This window comes from Agrobacterium sp. 22-210-1, from assembly GCF_053522525.1.
Genome location: NZ_JBNWCI010000004.1, coordinates 180,035 through 203,642 on the forward strand (window position 1 = coordinate 180,035; position 23,608 = coordinate 203,642).

Here is a 23,608-nt window from a genome sequence, read left to right on the forward strand (position 1 = left end):
GGCAGAAGCAGCTGCTGCGAGCGATCCATTCCGAAGTTGGGCGACGGCAGGAATCTGTCATCTATGGTCGCTTTCACGGATCGCTGGCAGGGATATGGAAGGGGCGCTGCAAGTTTCGCAATATTTTTCGGTAGATCGGAAAGGGAATTACCTTGCAATCGAGCACATCCTTCACAGAATCTGCACTGTTGGTATTGCTCACCATTCTTTCCTTGGTGTTGTCCTGCTGGTTGGCGCGCTACCCACGGAAGACCAGTGTCGGAATAACGCTTGGCGTGGTGCTCGGAGTTTTCCTGACCAATCTTGCAGCAGGTATCGTTGCCTTTCTGGGAAATGTCCTCCCATTCGGGCAGATCGATTTCTGGCTGGCAAGTTCTTTAGCCGGAGTTCTCCCATAGCCTGACCTGTGATCTGACACGGCCGTCGGGAAGCGAACAAAGAAAAAGGGCGGACAACAAGTTGTCCGCCCTTTCCGTATTCCGTTCGCCAGAGCGTCAGGACGCTATGGCCTTTGGCCGGGGCTGGCCTTCGTCTTCCGTCAGCAGGCCACTGGTGCGCAGCAGAGAGGTGAAGCGTCCGCCGCGCTGGCTCAGCTCATCGAAAGTACCCTTTTCGATGATGCGACCCTGATCGAGGAACAGCACGAGATCGGCGTCGCGAACCGTGGAAAGGCGGTGGGCGATGATGAAGGTCGTGCGGTTCTTTCTCAGCGCATCCACGGCGGCCTTCACGCGGGCTTCCGTTTCCACGTCCAGCGCGCTGGTCGCCTCGTCGAGAACCAGAATGGGGGCATTCTTCAGGATGGCGCGGGCGATGGCGATGCGCTGGCGTTCACCGCCGGACAGGCGGTTACCGCGTTCGCCGACCTGCGTCAGGTAGCCGGTAATACGGCTGTCGATGAAATCCGTTGCCGCAGCTGCTGCCGCCGCTTCCACCACCTCCGCATCGGTTGCCGATTCGCGACCGAGACGAATGTTTTCGCGGATAGAACGGTTGAGCAGACCGGCATCCTGGAACACGGTCGCGATGGAGTTGCGGAGCGAGTTCTTCGTTACCGTCGAAATATCGGTTCCATCGATCAGGATCTGGCCGGAATCCGGATCATAGACGCGCTGCAACAGGTTGATGAGCGTGGTCTTGCCGGCGCCGGTTGGCCCCACGATGGCGATGGTTTCTCCGGCTTTGGCCGTAAACGAGACGTCGTGAACGCCCTGCTTGGTGTTGGCAAAACCGAAATTGATGTTGCGGAACTCCACGGTGCCGGAGACATTCGACAATTCGCGGGCGTCGCCCGGTTCTTCCCGTTCCTTGACGGAATCTTCCAGCACGAAGAAATCTTCAAGCTTGGCGCGGGCTTCGAAAATCTGCGTTACGAACTGGCGCATCTGGTCCAGCCTGCCGATCAGGAGATTGGCAAAACCGATGAAGGCGATAACGTCGCCGACGCGCAGTTCGCCGTTCTTCACCAGCACTGTACCGATGACGAGAATGATCATCATCGAAACGGTGGAGGCCGTGCGATTGAGCGCGCTGGCGAAAGCCCACCAGTCGAGAACAGGATATTGGGCGCTCAGCAGTTTTTCGGTGAAGGATTTCAGCGCTTTCGTTTCAGCTTCGATGCGGTTGTAGCTGTGCAGCACCGATACGTTGCTGATGGAATCGCTGACATGGGCAAAAACGCTGTGATAATGCTCTTCGACCGAAGCCTGGCCATCCTTGGTGCGGCCCATCACCCATTTGCCGATGAACCAGTAGACGATGCCGAGGCCAATCAGCACGAAGCTGAGGCGCAGGTCCATTGCCATGGCTGTCGGGATGAGCAGCACCAGCGCCACGAAGGTGGCCAGATGGGTGCGCATGAATTCCAGCCAGAGGCCAAAGAGCGTCTCGCTGGCGCGCAGCAGGGTATGCAGGGCGTTGGACGTGCCGCGCAGATGGTGCCAGGAAAGCGGCATCGAAATGATGCGACCGAAGGCTTCCGTCAGCAATGTCGCACGCCGGCCATGCGCCAGCCGGTCGGCCTCGCGGGCGACCGCGACGTAAGCGACGGTGTTGAAGACGCCGAAGCCCGCCCACAAAATGAGGATAGGAGTAACATTGGTGCCGGAGGAAATGGCGTCGATGATCCGGCCGAACAGCACCGGTTCGGCGATGGTGATCGCTGCAAGAATGACGTTGGCGATGACGACCACCGTCACCCGCCATTTATGAACGGTCAGATAGCGCAGAGCGCGTGTGTAAACCTGAAACAAGGTCAAATTTTCAATCCAGTCCGAGCGTCTTTTTCGAGCGGTTAATTGTTCGGCCTCAACGCCATGCTACTTTAGCAAGGTTGCATGAGACGGCGAAATTTGTGTAATTATCGCTCTTTCTGTCTGAATGGCGGCTTAACAAATTGACCGCGCGTGCGAACCGAAAAAAACCGAACCCGATGTTTCTGGGACGCTGTCACAAGATTTCGCATCTTCGTTTCAGGGATTGCTAACGACGATATGTTCAATCTGAACCGACCGGCGCCCGAGTAACATGACGTCATCGCGGGACCATGTCCTTCGTGCCATCCCTTTTAAGTCAAGCTCCGGACCCTGTGTCTTTATGCACGATATTCTTCATTTCATCTCTGCGTGTTACCAGGCGGGAAACGCCGATCGCGTTCGCACCGAATTTGCCACGCTCATTCGCGAATATGGTTTCGAATATTTCCTCATCAGCAGGCGGATGACGGGTGAGATCGCCTCCACCGGTCAGGTTCTCGCACAACATCTGCCTGACGGCTGGCTCGAGGTCTATAGGGCCAAAAAATACAATCTCGTCGATCCCGTCCGCAAGGTGATCGGCATGGTGCACAAGCCATTTCAATGGAAAGAAGCGCTGGAAGGATTGCCGCGTGCGATGCACCGAAAAAGGGCGAGCGTCTTTTTTCACGATGCCGGCCGTTATGGTCTGCAGGGTGGTTACGCCTTTCCGGTGCACGGCCGCGCGGGGTTTATCGGCGCGGTCTTCATTGGCGGCCAGGACCGGCAATTGCCGTCACTGCAGGTCGAACTGCTTGATGCGGCGACACGCGCAGTGTTCTGGCGCCTGCTTGATCTTTCCGGTCAGGCACATGGTCTCAGTAATGCCCCTGACGTTTCCGCTCTGGAGTTGACGAGGCGTGAAATGGAAGTGCTGACGCTGATGGCGGATGGCATGACCTCGACGGAAATTGGACGCCAGCTATCGATCTCCAACCATACGGTCGATTGGTATATCAACGGAATCCAGCGCCGTTTCAGCGCCAAGAACCGGCAGCATACCGTAGCACTTGCTTTTCGTCATGGCCTGTTGAGCTAACGTCGACAGGACGGTTCTCTCCCGAATTGCCCTTTCCAAGACCGGGTTTTGCTGCTTAATTCCGCAGTGCAGCAGAAATTTTGTTTTGGCGTGTGGGGAGACCGTCTTGAAAATATCGAAAATACTTGTTGCCAACCGATCCGAAATAGCGATCCGCGTTTTCCGGGCAGCCAACGAGCTTGGGATAAAAACCGTCGCGATTTGGGCGGAAGAGGACAAGCTGTCTTTGCACCGCTTCAAGGCGGATGAATCCTATCAGGTCGGCAGGGGTCCGCATCTCGCCAAGGATATGGGGCCGATCGAGAGTTATCTTTCGATCGAGGAGGTCATCCGCGTGGCCAGGCTTTCTGGAGCGGATGCTATCCATCCCGGTTATGGCCTTCTATCCGAAAGTCCTGAATTCGTGGAGGCCTGCAACAAGGCCGGCATAACCTTCATTGGACCGACTGCTGATACGATGCGCCAGCTTGGCAACAAGGTGGCTGCCCGCAATCTGGCGATTTCGGTTGATGTGCCCGTCGTTCCCGCCACCGATCCGCTGCCGGACGATATATCGGAAGTGGAGCGCATGGCCGAGGAGATCGGCTATCCCGTCATGCTGAAGGCCTCCTGGGGCGGCGGCGGACGCGGTATGCGCGCCATCCGCAAAAAGGAGGATCTCGCCCGTGAGGTCACCGAGGCCAAGCGCGAGGCGAAGGCCGCTTTCGGCAAGGACGAGGTCTATCTCGAAAAGCTGGTAGAGCGCGCCCGCCACGTCGAGAGCCAGGTTCTCGGCGACACGCATGGGAACGTCGTGCATCTGTTCGAGCGCGATTGTTCGATCCAGCGTCGCAATCAAAAGGTAGTCGAGCGTGCGCCGGCACCTTATCTCAGCGAAGCGCAGCGTCAGGAACTGGCGGCCTACTCCCTGAAGATCGCAGCCGCGACCAATTATATCGGTGCCGGTACGGTCGAATATCTGATGGATGCCGATACCGGCAAATTCTACTTCATCGAGGTCAATCCGCGCATTCAGGTGGAGCATACCGTCACCGAAGTCGTGACCGGCATCGATATCGTCAAGGCGCAGATTCACATTCTGGAAGGGGCTGCGATCGGCACGGCGGAATCCGGCGTTCCGAAACAGGAGGATATCCGCCTCAACGGCCATGCGCTGCAGTGCCGCATCACCACGGAAGACCCGGAACACAACTTCATTCCGGATTACGGCCGTATCACCGCCTACCGCTCCGCTTCGGGCTTCGGTATTCGTCTGGATGGCGGCACTTCCTATACGGGCGCTGTCATCACCCGTTATTATGATCCACTGCTGGTGAAGGTCACCGCGTGGGCGCCGCAGCCGGACGAGGCGATCAGCCGCATGGACCGTGCGCTGCGCGAATTCCGTATCCGCGGCGTGGCGACCAACCTCACCTTCCTCGAAGCCATCATCGGTCACGACAGCTTCCGCAACAACACCTATACGACCCGCTTTATCGATTCGACGCCGGAACTGTTTGCGCAGGTCAAGCGGCAGGACCGCGCCACCAAGCTTCTGACCTATCTCGCCGACGTGACCGTCAACGGCCACCCGGAAACCAAGGGTCGTGCCAGGCCGTCCGAAAAGGCGGCAAAGCCCATCGTGCCCTATATCGATGCGCCGACGCCCGACGGTACCAAGCAGCTGCTAGACAAGCTCGGCCCGAAGGGTTTTGCGGACTGGATGCGCAATGAAAAGCGCGTGCTGGTCACCGATACGACCATGCGCGACGGGCACCAGTCGCTTCTGGCTACCCGTGTTCGCACCCATGACATTGCCCACGTTGCCAGCGTTTACGCCAAGGCGCTGCCGCAGCTTCTGTCGCTGGAATGCTGGGGTGGTGCGACGTTTGACGTTTCCATGCGCTTCCTGACCGAAGACCCGTGGGAGCGTCTGGCGCTTATTCGCGAAGGTGCGCCGAACCTGCTGCTGCAGATGCTTCTGCGCGGCGCAAACGGCGTCGGATACAAGAATTATCCTGATAATGTCGTCAAATATTTCGTCCGTCAGGCCGCAAGGGGCGGGGTCGATCTTTTCCGCGTCTTCGACTGCCTGAACTGGGTGGAGAATATGCGGGTATCGATGGATGCGATTGCCGAGGAGAACAAGCTCTGCGAGGCGACCATCTGCTATACCGGCGATCTGTTGAATTCGGCGCGTCCGAAATACGATCTCAAATATTATACCAACCTTGCCGCCGAGCTTGAAAAGGCTGGCGCGCATATCATCGCCGTCAAGGATATGGCGGGCCTGCTGAAACCGGCTGCCGCCAGGGTTCTGTTCAAGGCGCTGCGTGAGGCGACCGGTCTGCCGATCCACTTCCATACCCACGATACCTCGGGCATTTCCGCCGCGACCGTTCTTGCGGCCGTGGATGCCGGTGTCGACGCCGTCGATGCTGCAATGGATGCCTTCTCCGGCAATACGTCGCAGCCTTGCCTCGGCTCGATTGTGGAGGCGCTGGCGGGGTCGGAGCGTGATACGGGTCTCGATACCGAATGGATCCGCCGGATTTCCTTCTATTGGGAGGCCGTGCGCAACCAGTATGCGGCTTTCGAAAGCGATCTGAAGGGACCGGCCTCGGAAGTCTATCTGCATGAGATGCCGGGTGGCCAGTTCACCAACCTCAAGGAGCAGGCCCGTTCGCTGGGTCTTGAGAGCCGCTGGCACGAGGTGGCGCAGGCCTATGCCGACGCCAACCGGATGTTCGGTGATATCGTCAAGGTGACGCCGTCCTCCAAGGTTGTTGGTGACATGGCGCTGATGATGGTCAGCCAGGATCTGACGGTTGCCGATGTCGAAAACCCTGATCGTGAAGTGTCTTTCCCGGACTCGGTGGTGTCGATGCTGAAGGGCGATCTTGGACAGTCGCCGGGCGGTTGGCCGGCAGCCCTGCAGAAAAAGGCGCTGAAAGGCGAAGCCCCCTATACGGTTCGCCCCGGTTCGTTGCTGGAAGATGCCGATCTCGATGCGGAACGGAAGGTGATCGAGACCAAGCTGGAGCGTAAGGTCGACGATTTCGAGTTCGCGTCTTATCTGATGTATCCGAAGGTATTCACCGACTTTGCCTTTACCGCCGAGACGTATGGCCCGGTTTCCGTGCTGCCCACCCATGCCTATTTCTACGGCATGGAGGATGGTGAAGAGCTGTTTGCCGATATCGAGCGCGGCAAGACGCTTGTCATCGTCAATCAGGCCTCGTCCGGCATTGACGACAAGGGTATGGTGACGGTGTTCTTCGAGATCAATGGTCAGCCGCGCCGCATAAAGGTGCCGGACCGCGCCCATGGCGCTTCCGGTTCCGCCGTGCGCCGCAAGGCCGAACCCGGCAATGCGTCGCATATCGGCGCGCCGATGCCGGGCGTGATCAGCCGCGTCTTCATCAATCAGGGCCAGGAGGTCAAGGCCGGCGACGTGCTCCTGTCCATTGAGGCCATGAAGATGGAAACCGCACTTCACGCCGAGCGGGACGGCAAGGTCGCTGAAGTTCTGGTGCGCCCAGGCGACCAGATCGACGCGAAGGATCTGTTGATCTCCTACGCCGAATAAAGGCGTATTACATCGGCAATAAGATTGCAGACGCCCGCCTTTCGGCGGGCGTTTTTTATTGCGCTTCTGCAAAAACTCGAATATGCATGTTCGTGCACGTTTATTCCTGTTTATGCATGAGTCCCCATGAGCGATCATTTTGTCAGTGAGCGGCAGGCGCTCATCCTCGCGCAGTTGCGGCAAAGCGGCCGCGTGCTTGCGCAGGATCTTGCCCAGAACTTCGGTGTTTCCGAAGATACTGTTCGCCGCGACCTGCGCGAGATGGCGGCGCGGGGCGAATGCCTGCGGGTTTATGGCGGAGCGCTGCTCTCTGATAGTACGACGGTGCCGCTGAAGACGCGGATTGCCGAAGATGCCGATCGCAAGGCCCTGCTGGCGCGTGCCGTCATCCCGCTTCTCGATCCGGGCATGGTCGTTTTCATCGATGCCGGCTCCACTAACCTCGCTGTCGCAAGAGCCATTCCTGCCGGTCTCAAGTTGACGGTGGTGACGAATACGCCCGCGATAGCCGCCGAACTGACGGGGCGGGCCGATATCGATCTTGTGCTGATCGGCGGCAAGGTCGATCCGGCTGTCGGCGCTGCAATCGACGCCATGGCGCTCAGGCAGCTTGAACTGATGCGGCCCGATCTCTGTATTCTCGGTGTCTGCGGCGTTGCGGCCGAGACGGGCCTTTCGGCCGATGTTTTCGAGGATGCGGTGTTCAAGCGGCTCGCCTGCAGCGCCAGCCAGCGGATTGTCGCCGCAATCACCACGGAAAAGCTTGGCCACAGGGCGGCTTTTCACGTGCATGATTTTTCCCCGCCTCTTTCCCTTGTGCTGGAACGGGATGCCGACCCCGCACTGGTCGAGGCGCTGTCGGGAAAAGGGGTGCAGGTTCATTGCGGCGACGATGACGTCGCTCAGTTTTCTCATGGTCAAGTCTGAAGGAATATTGCCGATGAATGGCCCCACGACATTTTCGCCGACAAGCATTCGCTCATCCTATCTGACGCGGCACAGGCTGGGTGTCTCCCTGCTGTTTTTGATGAACGGTTTCATGATGGGGTCCTGGGCGCCCAAGATTCCGGAATTTGCGGCGCGCCTGTCGCTCAGTGAAAGCGCGCTTGGCCTGATCATTCTGGTTTTCGGTATCGGCTCGCTGGTTTTCATGCCGATTGCCGGTTCGCAGATCGCCCGTTTCGGTTCGCGTACGGTGAGCCTCGTCACTGCGGCGATCTTCTTGCCGACACTGCTTTTCATCTCCTGGGCCAGCACGATCTGGGCGGGTGTGATCGCAGTCTTCCTGTTTGGCGGTCTCACGGGGGCGATGGATGTCGCCATGAACGCCAATGCCGTGGCAGTGGAGCGGGACATGCGCCGGGCGATCATGTCGTCGTGCCACGCCTTCTGGAGCCTTGGCGGCCTGATCGGGGCCGGTCTTGGCGGTTATCTCATCACGGCAATCGGTGTGCAGGGCCATGCCATTGCGTTGACCGTCATCGCGCTTGTTTTGCTGGTTATTGCCTGGCCGCGGGTTCTCGCGGATCGTCCGCATGCCGAGGCCGAACGTCCGAAAGGCGGCTTGCCGCTGACGCCGCTGCCGTGGATCATCGGCCTGATGGCGCTGTTTTCTATGGTGCCGGAGGGTGCCATCCTCGATTGGGGTGCGCTTTATCTGCGCAATGAACTGGGGGCTTCCGTCTCGCAGTCCGGTTTTGCCTTTGCGGCTTTCTCCATGACCATGGCGGCCATGCGTTTTGCCGGCGATCTGGTGCGCGACCGGTTCGGCGCGGTCAACACGCTACGGTTCTGCTCGGTCATGTCGATCACCGGTCTTTTGATTGCCGGTCTTGCGGGAAGCTCTACTTTCGTGATTATCGGCTTCGCCATTGCCGGCATCGGCATTTCCAACATGGTGCCCATTGCCTTTTCGGCGGCGGGCAACATGCCGGGGCTGGCGCCGGGAATCGGGCTTTCCGTCGTCACCACCATGGGGTACTCCGGCATTCTGGTGGCGCCGTCCGCCATCGGTTTCATTGCCGAACATACGGGCCTTGCCAGTGTCTTCCTCGCGCTGCCGTTGTTGCATGTGGTGGTTTTGCTGCTTTCGCGGCTCGCCCGACATGCGGATGGAGCTGGGAAAGAATAGGCGTCTCGAATTTTGCCATGATTGCGGTAAAGTAGAAGCTCTTATGCGTTGGGTGTTGACAAGCAGGCCCCCTTGTTTCACCTCAATTGCCAGACCTTGCCGCAAGCTCCAGAGACCGCCATGACGTCACACGCCGATTACGATCCAAAGCCCCGCCGCGCATCCGTCGCCGTCGACGTGGGCGGCGTCATCGTCGGTGGCGGTGCGCCCGTCGTCGTGCAGTCGATGACCAATACCGATACCGCGGATATCGACGCCACCGTCAGCCAAGTGGCGGCACTTTTCCAGGCCGGTTCGGAAATGGTGCGTATTACCGTTGACCGCGACGAGAGCGCTGCCGCCGTGCCGAAAATCCGCGAGCGGCTGCTGCGTCTCGGCATGGATGTGCCGCTGATCGGCGATTTCCATTATATCGGTCACAAGCTTCTGGCCGATCATCCGGCCTGCGCCGAGGCGCTGGCGAAATACCGCATCAATCCCGGCAATGTCGGCTTCAAGGACAAGAAGGACAAGCAGTTCGGCGAAATCGTCGAAATGGCGATCCGTTATGACAAGCCCGTCCGCATCGGCGTCAACTGGGGGTCGCTCGATCAGGAATTGCTGACCACTCTGATGGACCGTAACAAGGAAGAGGGTTTTCCGCTCTCCGCCCGTCAGGTCACGCGTGAGGCCATCGTCCAGTCGGCGCTGATTTCCGCCGAGCTTGCCGAAGAGATCGGCCTGCCGCGTAACCGCATCATCCTGTCGGCCAAGGTCAGCCAGGTGCAGGACCTGATCGCCGTTTATTCCATGTTGTCGGAGCGCTCCAACCACGCCCTGCATCTGGGCTTGACCGAAGCCGGCATGGGTTCCAAGGGCATCGTCGCCTCGTCTGCCGCCATGGGTTACGTCTTGCAGCACGGTATCGGCGATACGATCCGCGTGTCTCTGACGCCGGAGCCGAATGGCGACCGCACCCGCGAGGTGCAGGTGGCGCAGGAATTGCTGCAGGTCATGGGCTTCCGGCAGTTCATTCCGGTCGTTGCGGCATGTCCCGGCTGCGGGCGCACCACGTCCACCGTCTTTCAGGAACTGGCGCAGAATATCCAGAACGATATTCGCAAGAACATGCCGGTCTGGCGTGAAAAATATCCCGGCGTCGAGGCATTGAACGTCGCCGTCATGGGCTGCATCGTCAATGGTCCCGGTGAAAGCAAACATGCCGATATCGGCATTTCCCTGCCCGGAACCGGCGAAAGCCCGGCAGCGCCGGTCTTCATCGACGGGGAAAAGGCGCTCACCCTGCGTGGTCCCAACATTGCCGGTGATTTCGAAGCGCTTGTGGCCGATTACATCGAAAAGCGTTTCGGCCGGAAAGACGCGGCGGAGTAATGAGTATCCTCAAAGGCCCGAAATTCCACTGTCATACCTCCTGAACCTCTCGGAGCATCAAAACACATGATCAAAAAAATCGCGATCGTCGCCCTTTGCGGGACCTATCTTTCCGCCTGCACCACCACCGATCCCTATACGGGCGAGCAGAAGATGTCGAACACCGCTGGTGGTGCCGGCATCGGCGCCGTGGTTGGCGCGCTCGGTGGTCTGGCTGTCGGCGGTTCGCCGACCGGTCGCCGTAATGCCGCGCTCATCGGTGCGGGCATCGGTGCACTCGCCGGCGGCGCCATCGGCAATTATATGGATGGTCAGGAAGCTGAGCTTCGCGCCCAGCTTCAGGGTACGGGCGTTTCGGTTTCCCGCCGCGGCGACAGCATCGTCCTCAACATGCCGTCGAACATCACCTTTGCGACGGATCAGGACCAAGTCATCCCGCCCTTCTATCAAACGCTCGATTCCGTCGGAATCGTGCTGAACAAGTTCAACCGCACGCTGATCGACATCAACGGTCACACCGATTCTACCGGCCGCGCCGATTACAATCAGGGCCTCTCGGAGCGTCGTGCCGCTTCGGTTGCCAATTATCTCGGTGCGCGCGGCGTCGATCAGCGCCGTATTTCGACGCTTGGTTTCGGTGCTTCGCAGCCGATCGCATCGAATGCAACACCTGACGGTCGCGCTCAGAACCGTCGCGTTGAAGTGCTGATTTCGCCTCTCAAGGGCTGATTGGGCATAGGGAGCTGAGCGGGGAAACCGGCTCAGTTTTTCCGTTCGGCAATGAACCTTGCGGCCGCGATGAGAATTGCGGCCTTTTCGCCATAGGGGGCCAGGAGGTCACTGGCTTCCGTTACCTGTTCCTGCAGCTTGGCGCGCGCCCAGTCTTCGCCGCGCAAGGCGACCAATGTTCCCTTGCCGCGCGCGGCATCCTTGCCGGTTGCCTTGCCCATGGTGGCGGCATCGGCAGTGAGATCGAGAAGATCATCGGCGAGCTGGAAGGCGAGGCCGATTTTTTCGCCGAAGAGGCGTAGCCTTTGCCGTTCGGAGACGTCGCTTCCGGAAATGATCGCGCCAGCCTCGCAGGCGAAACGCAGCAAAGCGCCGGTTTTCATAGCCTGCAATGTAACTACGCCGGCTTCATCCGGCGTGTTTTTTTCTGCTGCAAGATCAAACGCCTGCCCGCCGGCCATGCCGCCGATGCCGGCTGCGCGGGCAAGCGAAAGCACGAGCGCGGCCTTGCGCTCGGCCGCAAGCGGGTTTTCGTCCGCGGCGATAATATCGAAGGCGAGCGTCAACAGGCTGTCGCCGGCGAGAATGGCGGTCGCCTCATCGAATTTGCGGTGCACCGTCGGCTGGCCGCGGCGCAGGTCATCATCATCCATGGCCGGCAGGTCGTCATGCACAAGCGAATAACAATGCAGGCATTCCAGCGCCGCGCCGACATAATGTGCAGCTTCGGCGTCTCCGCCCAGAAGGGCTGCGCTTTCGATGACGAGGAAGGGCCGCAAGCGTTTGCCGCCGTTCAGCACGCCATGGCGCATGGCGTCTAGCAGGTTTTGCGGACGCGTGATCTCGTCTGCGCGCGCTTCACCGGAAAGCAGGCGGCCAAGCAAGGCTTCGGTTTTTGCCGCGTTTTCGCGCAGCCTCGTTTCGAAATTCGTCATCTGAGCGTCCATGCCGCGCTCTTTGACATGCCGCGCGGGGCCAGGCAACCTTTTCGTGATTCCCGGGCGTAACTGTTTGACCAGACTCGCCTTGAAGGCGGCAATGGACTATGAAAGGCTTCGATTGGCGCGGGGCTGAGACGGATATTGAGCAGTACGCCTGAAAGCGACGCAGATTACGCCGTGCTGGCAGAAGACCGGAGCAGTCCGAAGGTGGATTTTCGCACGTTGGCAAAGCGCATTATCATGACCTTGCTGGCTTTGCTGATCCTGCCCTATCTGCTGATCCCGGTCTATGCACTGCCGTTCTTCCGGCCGGTCTCGACGCTGATGCTTGCCGATCTGGTAACCTTGCAGGGCTATGACCGGCGCTGGGTGCCGCTTGAGGATATTTCTCCGCGCCTTGTGCAATCCGTGATGATGTCGGAAGACGGGCAATTCTGTTTCCACGGCGGTGTGGATTGGAACCAGATGCAATCCGTGGTCAGCAATGCGCTCGATGGGGCCTCCACCCGCGGTGCCAGCACCATTCCAATGCAGACAGCCAAGAACCTGTTTCTATGGAACGGCCGTTCTTTCCTGCGCAAGGGACTGGAACTGCCGCTGGCGATTGCGGCGGATTTCGTCTGGTCGAAAAAACGGATGATGGAGATTTATCTCAACGTTGCCGAATGGGGGCCAGGCATTTACGGCATCGAGGCCGCCGCGCAGCATCATTTCAAGGTGCCGGCGGCAAAGCTCAGTTCCCGTCAGGCAGCGCTGCTTGCCGTTTCCCTGCCCAATCCCATTGACCGGGTCGCCAGCAAACCGGGTCGTGGTCTGCAAAGGCTGGCTGGCCTTATCGAGCGGCGCGCCCGGGCCTCGGGCGCTTATGTCGGCTGCGTGCTGGACTGATCCAGCCCATCCGCTCAGCCTTTCTTGAAAATATAATCTGTTTCTTGACGCAGGGTTTCGCCCGGCCGCAGGATCGCGTGCGGAAAATCAGGGTGATTGACGGCATCAGGCCAAATCTGCGTTTCCAGGCAGAAACCGGCAAAGGGACCATAGTGGCGGCCATCGAGGCCGGGGACCGCAACGTTCAGCTTGAAGGCCGAATAGAACTGCACACCGGGTTCGGTGGTGTGAACCTCAAGGGCGATATCCGAGGCCGGGGAATAGGCGCGGGCAACCTTGCGTTTTGCGCGGCGCTCGGGCGAGAGGCAGAAATTGTGATCGTAGAGAACCTGCTCGCCATCCTCCTTGCGCCGCATCGGCGTCGGCTGGCGCAGGTCAAAGACGGTGCCTTCAACGGAGCGGATTTCGCCTGTTGGTATCTGTTTGTCGTTGGTCGGCAGATAAAAATCAGCGGCGATGCTGATCTCATGCCCAAGAGCGGTATCCGCACCGTCGAGGTTGAAATAGGAGTGCTGGCAGACATTGGCGATGGTCGGCTTGTCGGTCACCGTTTCATAGACCACCGAAAGCACGCCGCCGTCGAGGATCGTATAGGTGGCGGTGACCGTGCAGTTGCCGGGATAACCGGCGCGGCCGTCGGGATCGATGATCTGCAGAACGGCATGGCTTTCGCCATGCTCCATCAGCATCCAGTTGCGTTTGCCCATGCCATCGCTGCCGCCATGCAGATGGGTTACGCCCTTTTCGTTCAGCTCCAGCTGGTATTCATGCCCGTCGATGGAGAATTTGCCGTCACCGATGCGGTTGGCATTGCGGCCAGGGGTGGCGCCGAAATAGGAGGAATATTTGTAGTCCTCGAATTTATCGAAGCCCAGAACGAGCGGCGGCTGGTGACCATCGAGGCGCAGATCCTGAATGACTGCGCCCCAGGTAATGACCTTGGCCGTCAATCCGCCCTTCGAGATGGTGACGCGTTCGACCTTTTCGCCGGTTGCCGTGAAACCGAAATTCTCCCGTGCTGCCCCGTCGCTCATTGCATCATTCTCCCGATTGCCATGAATTGCCGGGCGGACGTTGCGTCATTTCCCGGCAATTCGCAATCCGCAATTTACGCGGCGAGTTTGCCGATGGATTCGAGATCGTAGGGCGTCGTCTGGTATATCTCGTTGATCCAGTTGCCAAAAAACAGATGGGCATGGCTGCGCCAGCGGTTCAGCGGAGCTAGTTCCGGGTCGTTGTGCGGAAAATAATCATGTGGCAGCTTGATGGGCACACCAGCATTCGCGTCGCGGAAATATTCATCCGAAAGCGAGGTTGAATCATATTCGACATGGTTGAACATGTAGAGCCGGTTGCCGGCCTTCTCATGCACCAGACACACGCCCATTTCTTCTGACTCCATCAGGATTTCAAGTTCGGGGTGTTTTTCGATGTCGGCGCGGCGCACTTCCGTCCAGCGTGAGACTGGAACCTGGAAATCGTCCGAAAAGCCGCTCAGATAGATCGATGACGGGCAGAGATTGCGGTGACGATAAACACCGAACGCCTTTTCCTTCAGCTCGTATTTCGGCACCCCGTGGAAATGGTAGATGGCCGCCATCGCGCCCCAGCAGACATTCAGCGTCGAATGGACGTTGGTTTGCGTCCATTCAAAAATTTTCTGCATCTCGTTCCAGTAGGTCACATCTTCATAGTCCAGCATCTCGATGGGCGCGCCGGTGATGATGAAACCGTCGAACTTGCGGTGGCGCACTTCTTCCCACGTCTCATAGAAGGACAGAAGATGTTCTTCAGGCGTGTTCTTGGCGCGGTGGCCGCCGATACGGATCAGCGAAAACTCCACCTGCAACGGCGAGGCGCCGACGAGGCGGGCCATCTGCACTTCCGTCTTGATCTTGTTCGGCATGAGGTTGAGAAGCCCGATCTGGAGCGGGCGGATATCCTGCCGGATGGCCGCCGTTTCGGTCATGACCCGCACGCCCTCATGAACGAGGGTCTCAAAGGCGGGAAGCGTATCGGGAATCTTGATCGGCATGTCGAACTCTCTTTTCGGATGACGTAAAGAACGTTGCGAAAACAAAAAAACCGGCAGCGAAATCGCAGCCGGTCCCAGGAAATTGCCTTTTTCCTCGACCCTTTAGCGACTTCTTTAAAGTGGCTGCAAGCCGGTCGGCAAATCACCACTGAAGCGTTTCATAATCCCGAAGCCGGCGAAAATCAATATAGGCTGATTTCATCGGGTTTCGGCTTTCCCTTTTTGGCTGAGGTGAGATAAGGCAAGGCATGGATAAAGAGCGTTTCACCATTCTGCTTGGCGGCGATGTCACGGTGACCGACCGCCTGAAGCTGGCGGTTGCCGATAGCCGCGTGATCGCGGCCGATGGCGGCATGCGCCATGCCGGACCACTCGGTCTTGCGCCGGAGCTTTGGGTGGGGGATTTCGATTCCGCCAGCGAAGAGCTGCTGGGCGCCTGGCCAGATGTGGAGCGGCAGCCTTACCCGGCCGCAAAGGCCGTGACGGATGGCGAGATTGCGGTCTCGGAAGCACTCTCCCGTGGCGCGTCTTCGCTGCTGCTGGTGGGTGCGCTTGGAGGCGAGAGAAGCGACCATGCGCTGCAACATCTTCTTTATGCGGTGGCGCTTGCCGAACGGGGTCTCGACGTGACACTGACGTCAGGAGACGAGGAGGCGCAGCCACTGCTTCCCGGTTCGCTTGATGTCGATCTGCCGGCCGGTTCGCTGTTTTCGGTGGCCGGATTTACCGCCCTTGCGGGCCTTGATATCGGCAATGTGCGTTATCCGCTTGACGATTTCGCGCTTGCTTTCGGTTCTTCCCGCACTATTTCCAATGTCGCGAATGGCGGCCCTGTGCATTTCTCGCTGAAAAGCGGCAAAGCCATCGTCCTCGCCCGCCCTTATGATCTGACCGGAGCCTGACGCCTTGGCACCCCCAATTTTGAAACTCGACGATATCAAGCTGACTTTCGGCGTGACCCCGCTGCTCGACGGCGCCAATTTTCAGGTGGAGCCGGGCGACCGCATCTGCCTTGTCGGGCGCAATGGTTCCGGCAAATCGACCCTGATGAAGATTGCGGCCGGGCTGGTCGAGGCACAGTCGGGCGAGGTTTTCCGCCACCCTTCCGCTACCATCCGTTATCTGGAGCAGGCACCGGATTTTGCCGGTTACGATACCGTTCAGGCCTATGCCGAAGCGGGGCTTGGGCCGGGTGACGACCCTTATCGGGTGACGTACCTGCTCGAACATCTCGGCCTGACGGGACAGGAAAATCCGGCAAGCCTTTCCGGCGGTGAAGCGCGGCGTGTGGCCCTTGCCCGCGTCATGGCGCCGGAGCCTGATATTCTGATGCTGGACGAGCCAACCAACCATCTGGACCTGCCCACCATTGAATGGCTTGAAAGCGAGTTGCAGCAGACGCGCAGCGCGCTGGTGCTGATTTCGCACGACCGGCGTTTTCTCGAAAAAGTCTCGACCTCGACCGTGTGGCTCGATCGCGGCCAGTCCCGCCGTCTCAATCGCGGCTTTGCCCATTTCGAGGAATGGCGTGACAAGGTGCTGGAGGAGGAAGAGCTGGAGCAGCACAAGCTCGGCAAGGCCATTGAGCGCGAAGAACACTGGATGCGTTATGGCGTGACCGCGAGACGCAAGCGCAACATGCGCCGCGTCGGCGAACTTCAGGCCATGCGCGCCGAATATCGCGGCCACAAGGGGCCGCAGGGCTCCGTGCAGGCGACGGCTTCGGACGTGCGGGAATCCGGCAAGCTGGTCATCGAGGCCGAGGCCATCACCAAGGCTTACGATGAGCGCGTGATCGTCGCGCCGTTTTCGCTCAGGGTGCATCGTGGTGATTGTATCGGTTTCGTCGGGCCGAACGGCGCCGGCAAAACCACACTTTTGAAAATGCTGACCGGCCAGCTTGAGCCCGATAGCGGCACGGTGAAACTTGGCACCAATCTGGAAATCGCGACGCTCGACCAAAAGCGTGAGGATCTCAATCCCAACGATACGCTCGCGCATTACCTGACTGACGGCCGCGGCGACAATCTGCTGGTCAATGGCGAAGTGAAGCACGTTACGGGTTACATGAAGGATTTCCTGTTCCAGCCGGAACAGGCCCGCACGCCGATCCGCAACCTCTCTGGCGGCGAGCGTGCCCGTCTTATTCTGGCGCGCATTCTGGCACGGCCGACCAACCTCCTGATCCTCGACGAGCCGACCAACGATCTCGATATCGAAACGCTTGATCTGTTGCAGGAAATCGTTGCGGGCTTTTCCGGCACGGTTATCCTCGTCAGCCACGACCGTGATTTTCTTGACCGTACCGTCACCTCCACCATCGCACCCGCCAATCCGGATCAGCCGGACGGACGCTGGATCGAATATGCCGGCGGTTATTCTGATATGATGGCGCAGCGCAAGGGCGCGGCAGATGAAAAACGCAAGGCGGAGAAACAGGAAAAGGCGAAGGCCGCACCTTCGACTTCCGCTTCGCAAGATCCTGCAAAGGCCAAGGGCAAGCTTTCGTTCAAGCAGAAATTCGCACTCGAAAATCTGCCGAAGGAGATGGAAAAAGCCCAGGGTGAGATCGCAAAACGCGAGCAGCGCATGGCCGATCCCGCGCTTTTCACCAAGGATCCAGCCACATTCAATACGCTGGCGCAGGAAATGACCAAGCTGCGTGAAAAGCTCGAAACCATGGAAGAAGAATGGCTGGAGCTGGAGATGCTGCGCGAGGAACTGGAAGGCTGAAGGGGATCGTCTTTTACTGATTGAACGGCATCCGCCTTTGACAGGGAGGCGGAATTGCCGTTTCCTGTGCGGGTTCGGAGGAGTTCAGAAAATGCGCATGATCTTCGTCAATCTGCCCGTCAAGAATATCGAGACATCGAGAGACTTCTTCACGGCGCTGGGTTTCAGCTTCAATCCGGAATATTCCGACGATCGCACGCTCTGCATGATCGTGGAGGAGAACATCTTCGTGATGCTGCTCCAGGAAGAGCGTTTTCGCGATTTCATCAATGGCGATATCGCCGATGCGAAGAGTAGCACCGAAGTGCTGACCTGTCTTTCCGCCGGAAGCCGCGAGGAAATCGACCGGATGATCGCAACTGCGCTTGCCTCCGGTGGCAGCGGCTGGAAACCCGTTCAGGATCACGGCTTCATGTATGCCGGCAGTTTTCAGGATCCGGATGGTCACGTCTGGGAACTGGTGCATATGACGGCGCAGGGCTGACGGCACTGTCTTGCCAATCGCAGACGGCGGGACTACACCATCATCTTGATCTAACGGGGTGTCTTTTGTGCTTGCGTGCAAAAGGCTGAGAGGCTTGCCAACCCGAAGAACCTGATCCGGTTCATACCGGCGGAGGGATTAGACGGCTTTAAGGCAGGCGGCTATTTCCCTTTTTGTTTTGAGGAGATACCCGTGCGCCGTCGTCTTTTCCTGAATTCCCTCGTCGCCGCCTCCGTGTTTCTGCCCGGCCTTGCCGTCGCGCAGGACAAGCAGGAGCTGACTGTCTACACCTATGAGAGCTTCGTGTCCGAATGGGGACCCGGTCCGAAGGTCAAGGAAGCCTTCGAGAAGGTTTGTGGTTGCACGGTCAATTTCGTCGGCGTGGCGGATGGTGTGGCGCTGCTCAACCGCCTGAAACTTGAAGGGGCTGGGTCCAAGGCGGATGTTGTCATCGGTCTCGACACCAACCTCGTCGCAGAAGCGAAACAGACCGGCCTTTTCGATGTCAGCGGCATCGATACCTCGGCGGCCAAGGTGCCGGGCGGCTATGAGGACGAGGTTTTCGTCCCCTATGATTATGGGCATTTCGCGATCATCTATGACACGCAGACGGTAAAAAACCCGCCGACGAGCTTGAAGGAACTGGTGGAAGGCGATCCTTCACAGAAGATCGCCATTCAGGACCCGCGCACCTCCACGCCGGGGCTTGGGCTACTTCTCTGGGTGAAATCGGTATATGGGGACAAGGCCCCGGAAGCATGGGCGAAGCTCAGGAAACGCATCCTGACTGTCACACCGGGCTGGTCGGAATCCTACGGTCTCTTCACCAAGGGTGAGGTGCCGATGGTGCTTTCCTACACCACATCGCCCGCCTATCACATGGTCGCCGAGAAGACGGACCGTTATCAGGCCGCGGCTTTTTCCGAAGGACATTACATCCAGATCGAAGTGTCCGGCCTTCTCAAAAACGCGCCGCACAAGGAATTGGCAAAGCAGTTTCTTGCTTTCACGCTCACATCAGGTTTTCAGGATGCGATCCCCGAAAACAACTGGATGATGCCGGTTGCGGCGACATCGAAGCCTTTGCCCGAGGCGTTTTCCAAACTCGTCGTGCCGCAGAAGACCTTCCTTATGGACCCGGAAGAGGTGGCGAAGAACCGCAAAGCCTGGGTCGACGAATGGCTTGCCGCCATGAGCATGAATTGAGGAAAAGGCACACCTACCCATGATGCTGCGTCGCGATTACCGGCGATCCGTTGTTTTCGGGACGGCGGCCTTTACCGCCGTTTTCCTGTTCATGGCGCTCGCCGTTGCGGCCCTCCTGTCTTTTGACGTCGGCGCATCCGCTGCCAGCATCATGGATGCCTATACGCTGCGTATCCTTCGCTTCACGCTTTATCAGGCAACACTTTCCACCTTCTTGTCCATTGTTCTCGGCCTGCCGGTGGCGTTGGCGCTTGCGCGGCGACGCGACTTTCCGGGGCGTATATGGATCATCCGGCTGATGGCGGTGCCGATGGGTTTGCCGGTGATCGTCGGCGCCTTAGGCATCATCGCCATATGGGGCAGGCAGGGCGTTTTGAATACGGCTCTCGTTTTTGCCGGCGCGGAGCAACCCTTCAGCATTTACGGCCTTTCCGGGATTCTTATCGCCCACGTGTTCTTCAATCTGCCGCTGTGCGTGCGGCTGATGCTGGCCGGGCTGGAACGCATTCCGGGCGAATACTGGCGCATGGCGGCAAGCCTCGGCATGGGGCCGGTTTCGACGTTCCGCTTCATCGAATGGCCGGCGATTTCGCGGCTTGTTCCCGGCATTGCCGGACTTGTCTTCATGCTGTGCGCCACCAGCTTCACGCTTGTGCTGCTGCTTGGTGGCGGCCCGGCGGCCACGACGCTGGAGGTGGCGATCTATCAGGCGCTGCGGTTCGATTTCGATCCGCAGCGGGCGATTGCGCTTTCAGTTTTACAGATTGTCCTTACCGCAATCCTGCTCGGCCTTCTTGCCTTTCTGCCATCGCCGGAAGCGGAAATCGCCTCGCTTGGGCGGCCCCTTCGCCGCTTCGATGGCAAAGGGGCTGGTGCACGTCTTTGGGATGGGGCGGCAATCAATCTTGCGGTTCTGCTGATCGGCCTGCCGCTTGTCGCGATAGCCGTCTCGGGGTTGAAGGCCGACCTGCCGCGTCTGCTTATCACGCCGATCTTCCTGCGCGCGGCTTTCACCAGCCTTGCCATTGCTGCACTCTCCGCAACTCTCGTCGTGCTCTGCTGTTTTGCGATTATCGGTGCACGTCAGGCCGTTGGTTCACGGCGGCAGGCGGTTCAGCCGTTGCGCTTTCTATCCGCCACGCTCGGCGCGGGGTCTTCGCTTGTGCTGCTGGTGCCGCCTGTTGTGCTCGGAAGCGGATGGTTTCTATTGTTACGGCCCCTCGGTGATGTCAGCATTTATGCGCCGGTTCTCGTGGCGATCATCAATATGCTGATGGCGCTGCCGCTTGCCATGCGGGTGTTGGAGCCGGCGTTTAACAGCCATTTTCTGCGCACCGGCCGGCTCTCCACCAGCCTCGGGTTGCAGGGGATGGCGCGGTTGAGATTTGCGGATCTGCCGGTTTTGTGGCGGCCGCTGGCGATGGCGTTTTCCTTCGCCATGGCCCTGTCCCTCGGCGATCTCGGGGCGGTTGCCCTGTTCGGTTCGGAAAGTTTCGTCACCTTGCCATGGCTCGTTTATAGCAATATGGGCAGCTACCGCACCAATGACGCCGCCGGATACGCGTTTATCCTCGGTGTCGTCTGCCTGCTGCTTGCCGCAGGCGGCGTTTCGCGGCAATCGCAATCGGCAGAGGCACGGGCGGGAAGGGCGAGCATATGACTGGCGATGATTTCGCGGTTCAGCTGGATAACGTCAGGCTGCGGCTTGGAACGCAGGATTTCGATCTGGATTGCGGCTTTCCTCAGGGCCAGGTGACCGCCGTTGTCGGCGCATCCGGTTCCGGCAAGTCGACACTCCTTAATCTGGTCGCCGGTTTTGAGGCGCCGGATGCCGGTCGCGTGGTGATAGGCCGGCGGGACATGACGGCGCTCGACCCTTCCGAAAGGCCGGTGTCGTCGATCTTTCAGGACAATAATCTTTTCGCCCATCTCGATATTTTCACCAATGTCGCGCTCGGCGTCAGTCCGGGGCTGAAATTGCAGGCGGAAGATCGGAAAAGCATCGGGGTGGCGCTGGCGCGCGTTGGTCTTGCTGGTTTTGACAAGCGCCTGCCGGGCACGCTTTCCGGCGGGGAAAGACAAAGGGCGGCTCTGGCGCGTGCGCTGGTGAGGAAAAAACCGGTCATGCTGCTGGATGAGCCCTTTGCCGCGCTCGATCCGGGACTCCGCGCAGGCATGACCTCCCTGCTCCTCGACTTGCATGCCGAAACAAAAAATACGGTGATTATTGTCTCACACCATCCGGACGACATAAAGAAGCTGGCGCAGCGGGTGGTTTTTCTTGATCGCGGCCGCGTTGTCTACACAGGCCCGACCGCAGATTTCTTCGCCACACAAAATGTGAAGGCGGTGGACAGTTTTCTGAACGGCTGATCGCCTTATTTTCGACGCGTGCCGCTGGCAATCGCTTTAGATGACTTCAATGACGCTAATTTGCACTTGCCAGTTTCAAGTTGTTGCCCGAGAAAAGACGGGAATTATTGCGTTCTTCAGGAATATTCCGGACTTGATGGATCGTTTTTACCGTATCGGCATTCATGGCTCGTTGGGGCGAATCTGTTATTCTGGTCTGCAATTAACGGATGATCAGGAACGTTAGGGGCAGGCATAGAGAATGAGAAATAGCATGACTGCACAGTGGAGGCTCTTCTCCCGTTCAGGCCTTCGCCGTTCGGGCAGGATGGTTGCCGCCTGTTCCGTGCTGACGGCGTCCGCCGTGTTCCTGTCGTCGTGCCAGTCTCTCTTCAGCCCGGCTTACCAGTCCACCCTGCGCCCGTCGGATAATCCGCAAACCGTGGAAGAGGTGCAGAAGAATGATCCCCGCGCCCAGATGGGTGCGCGCGAACATCCGCGCATCGTGGCGAGCTATGGCGGTGAATATCGTGACGCCAAGACAGAACGGCTTGTCGCCCGTATTGCCGGCGCTCTGACGGCCGTTTCGGAAAATCCGCAACAGTCTTACCGTATCACTATCCTCAACTCGCCGGCCATCAATGCCTTTGCGCTTCCGGGCGGATATCTTTACGTGACACGCGGGCTTCTGGCGCTTGCCAACGATGCTTCGGAAGTGGCCGCCGTGCTTTCACATGAGATGGGCCATGTCACCGCCAATCACGGCATCGAACGCCAACGCCGGGAAGAGGCGGAGGTGATTGCAAGCCGCGTGGTTGCCGAAGTGCTGTCGAGCGATCTCGCCGGCAAGCAGGCGCTGGCGCGCGGCAAGCTGCGGCTCGCGGCCTTTTCGCGCCAGCAGGAATTGCAGGCGGATGTGATCGGCGTGCGGATGCTGGGCGAGGCCGGTTACGACCCCTTTGCCTCGCCGCGCTTTTTGGATTCCATGGCGGCCTATGCGCGCTTCTCTTCGGCCGATCCTGAAAACGACCAGAGCCTCGACTTCCTTTCCAGCCACCCCAACACGCCGCAGCGCATCGAGCTTGCGCGCCGCCATGCCCGCGCCTTCGGCCAGGACGGTCAGGTCGGGGATCGTGGACGCGACTGGTTCCTGGATGGCATAGACGGTCTGCTTTACGGCGACAGCCCGCAGGAAGGTTACGTCCGCGGGCAGACGTTCCTGCACGGAACGCTTGGCATCCGTTTTGACGTGCCGGAAGGTTTTGTCATCGATAATAAGGTGGAGGCCGTTCTGGCGACCGGACCGGGCGATATGGCCATCCGTTTTGATGGTGTTGCCGATCCGAAACAGACCACCCTTGCCAATTACCTGACCAGCGGCTGGGTTGCCGGTCTGCTGCCGGAAACGGTCAAGGAAACGCAGATCAACGGTCTGGAGGCCGCGACAGCCCGGGCAAGCGCGGATAAATGGGATTTCGACGTAACCGTCATTCGTGTCGGCCAGCAGATATTCCGGTTCCTGACGGCGGTGCCGAAGGGCAATGCGCAGCTTGATTCCATCGCCAACGTGCTGCGCACGAGTTTCCGCAAGATGACCCCGCAGGAAATCGCATCGCTGAAGCCGCTGCGCGTGCGCGTGGTGACGGTGAAGCCCGGCGAAACCGTGGCAACGATCGCGGCGCGAATGATGGGAACCGAGCGCAAGCTCGATATGTTCCGCATGATCAATGCGATGAGCGCCACCGCCACGCTTCAGCCCGGCCAGCGGGTGAAGATCATTTCGGAATAATGTCTCAAAGAAAAACCCCGGATCACTCCGGGGTTTTGTTGTTTAAGT

The 23,608-nt window shown here is 59.1% G+C and carries 18 protein-coding genes and 2 riboswitches; of the genes, 14 read left to right on the forward strand and 4 right to left on the reverse strand.

The features are described from left to right. Positions 1–494: 494 nt before the first annotated feature. Positions 495–2,258, reverse strand: coding sequence for a glucan ABC transporter ATP-binding protein/ permease (locus ACQZ5F_RS23025; protein ID WP_080841830.1), 1,764 nt, complete (start codon positions 2,256–2,258; stop codon positions 495–497). Between the two features lie 337 nt (positions 2,259–2,595). On the opposite strand from ACQZ5F_RS23025, the gene ACQZ5F_RS23030 reads away from it, so the two are divergent. From ACQZ5F_RS23030 to ACQZ5F_RS23055, 6 genes are all read left to right on the forward strand, one after another. Then, the gene (locus ACQZ5F_RS23030; RefSeq protein ID WP_080841831.1) at positions 2,596–3,333 is read left to right on the forward strand and encodes a helix-turn-helix transcriptional regulator; all 738 of its coding nucleotides are present in this window, start codon (positions 2,596–2,598) and stop codon (positions 3,331–3,333) included. Positions 3,334–3,439: 106 nt separating this feature from the next. Continuing rightward, positions 3,440–6,901, forward strand: coding sequence for a pyruvate carboxylase (pyc, locus tag ACQZ5F_RS23035; RefSeq protein WP_225338234.1), 3,462 nt, complete (start codon positions 3,440–3,442; stop codon positions 6,899–6,901). A 126-nt stretch (positions 6,902–7,027) separates the two neighbouring features. Further along, positions 7,028–7,828 carry a DeoR/GlpR family DNA-binding transcription regulator gene (locus tag ACQZ5F_RS23040; protein ID WP_046799612.1) on the forward strand — a complete coding sequence of 267 codons (801 nt, stop codon included), beginning with the start codon at positions 7,028–7,030 and terminating at the stop codon, positions 7,826–7,828. Between the two features lie 13 nt (positions 7,829–7,841). Next, positions 7,842–9,032, forward strand: coding sequence for an MFS transporter (locus ACQZ5F_RS23045; protein ID WP_225338235.1), 1,191 nt, complete (start codon positions 7,842–7,844; stop codon positions 9,030–9,032). A gap of 120 nt (positions 9,033–9,152) precedes the next feature. Continuing rightward, positions 9,153–10,403 carry a flavodoxin-dependent (E)-4-hydroxy-3-methylbut-2-enyl-diphosphate synthase gene (gene ispG, locus ACQZ5F_RS23050; protein ID WP_046799610.1) on the forward strand — a complete coding sequence of 417 codons (1,251 nt, stop codon included), beginning with the start codon at positions 9,153–9,155 and terminating at the stop codon, positions 10,401–10,403. Positions 10,404–10,469: 66 nt separating this feature from the next. Then, positions 10,470–11,132 carry an OmpA family protein gene (locus ACQZ5F_RS23055; protein WP_046799609.1) on the forward strand — a complete coding sequence of 221 codons (663 nt, stop codon included), beginning with the start codon at positions 10,470–10,472 and terminating at the stop codon, positions 11,130–11,132. 32 nt (positions 11,133–11,164) lie between these two features. On the opposite strand, the gene ACQZ5F_RS23060 is transcribed toward ACQZ5F_RS23055, so the two are convergent. Continuing rightward, entirely contained in the window at positions 11,165–12,079 is a 915-nt protein-coding gene (locus ACQZ5F_RS23060; protein WP_225338236.1) for a polyprenyl synthetase family protein, read from the reverse strand. 135 nt (positions 12,080–12,214) lie between these two features. On the opposite strand from ACQZ5F_RS23060, the gene mtgA reads away from it, so the two are divergent. After that, positions 12,215–12,961, forward strand: a complete 747-nt coding sequence (gene mtgA / locus ACQZ5F_RS23065) for a monofunctional biosynthetic peptidoglycan transglycosylase (protein ID WP_080841833.1) — start codon at positions 12,215–12,217, stop codon at positions 12,959–12,961. Between the two features lie 14 nt (positions 12,962–12,975). Here the strand turns inward: mtgA and ACQZ5F_RS23070 are convergent, their stop codons facing one another. Next, a complete protein-coding gene (locus tag ACQZ5F_RS23070; RefSeq protein WP_052818714.1) occupies positions 12,976–13,995 on the reverse strand; it encodes an aldose epimerase family protein in 1,020 nt (339 codons plus the stop codon). 74 nt (positions 13,996–14,069) lie between these two features. After that, positions 14,070–14,996 (reverse strand): homoserine O-acetyltransferase MetA, encoded by a 927-nt coding sequence (gene metA, locus ACQZ5F_RS23075; RefSeq protein ID WP_046799606.1) that lies wholly within the window; start codon positions 14,994–14,996, stop codon positions 14,070–14,072. Positions 14,997–15,078: 82 nt separating this feature from the next. After that, positions 15,079–15,155: riboswitch (SAM riboswitch) on the reverse strand. Positions 15,156–15,244: 89 nt separating this feature from the next. On the opposite strand from metA, the gene ACQZ5F_RS23080 reads away from it, so the two are divergent. From ACQZ5F_RS23080 to ACQZ5F_RS23110, 7 genes are all read left to right on the forward strand, one after another. Continuing rightward, on the forward strand, positions 15,245–15,898 hold the full coding sequence (locus tag ACQZ5F_RS23080) for a thiamine diphosphokinase (protein ID WP_046799605.1): 654 nt from the start codon (positions 15,245–15,247) through the stop codon (positions 15,896–15,898). Positions 15,899–15,902: 4 nt separating this feature from the next. Then, a complete protein-coding gene (locus ACQZ5F_RS23085; protein ID WP_046799604.1) occupies positions 15,903–17,729 on the forward strand; it encodes an ABC-F family ATP-binding cassette domain-containing protein in 1,827 nt (608 codons plus the stop codon). Between the two features lie 91 nt (positions 17,730–17,820). Continuing rightward, positions 17,821–18,213, forward strand: coding sequence for a VOC family protein (locus ACQZ5F_RS23090; RefSeq protein ID WP_046799603.1), 393 nt, complete (start codon positions 17,821–17,823; stop codon positions 18,211–18,213). A 44-nt stretch (positions 18,214–18,257) separates the two neighbouring features. Then, positions 18,258–18,368: riboswitch (TPP riboswitch) on the forward strand. Positions 18,369–18,405: 37 nt separating this feature from the next. After that, the gene (gene thiB / locus ACQZ5F_RS23095) at positions 18,406–19,419 is read left to right on the forward strand and encodes a thiamine ABC transporter substrate binding subunit (RefSeq protein WP_225338237.1); all 1,014 of its coding nucleotides are present in this window, start codon (positions 18,406–18,408) and stop codon (positions 19,417–19,419) included. A gap of 19 nt (positions 19,420–19,438) precedes the next feature. Continuing rightward, complete coding sequence (thiP, locus tag ACQZ5F_RS23100; protein WP_448731096.1) at positions 19,439–21,079, forward strand: thiamine/thiamine pyrophosphate ABC transporter permease ThiP; 1,641 nt, start codon at positions 19,439–19,441, stop codon at positions 21,077–21,079. Continuing rightward, complete coding sequence (locus ACQZ5F_RS23105) at positions 21,076–21,792, forward strand: thiamine ABC transporter ATP-binding protein (RefSeq protein WP_046799600.1); 717 nt, start codon at positions 21,076–21,078, stop codon at positions 21,790–21,792. Before thiP ends, ACQZ5F_RS23105 begins: the two co-directional genes overlap by 4 nt. Positions 21,793–22,045: 253 nt before the next feature. Continuing rightward, positions 22,046–23,560, forward strand: a complete 1,515-nt coding sequence (locus ACQZ5F_RS23110; protein ID WP_420883531.1) for a M48 family metalloprotease — start codon at positions 22,046–22,048, stop codon at positions 23,558–23,560. Positions 23,561–23,608 lie beyond the last annotated feature (48 nt).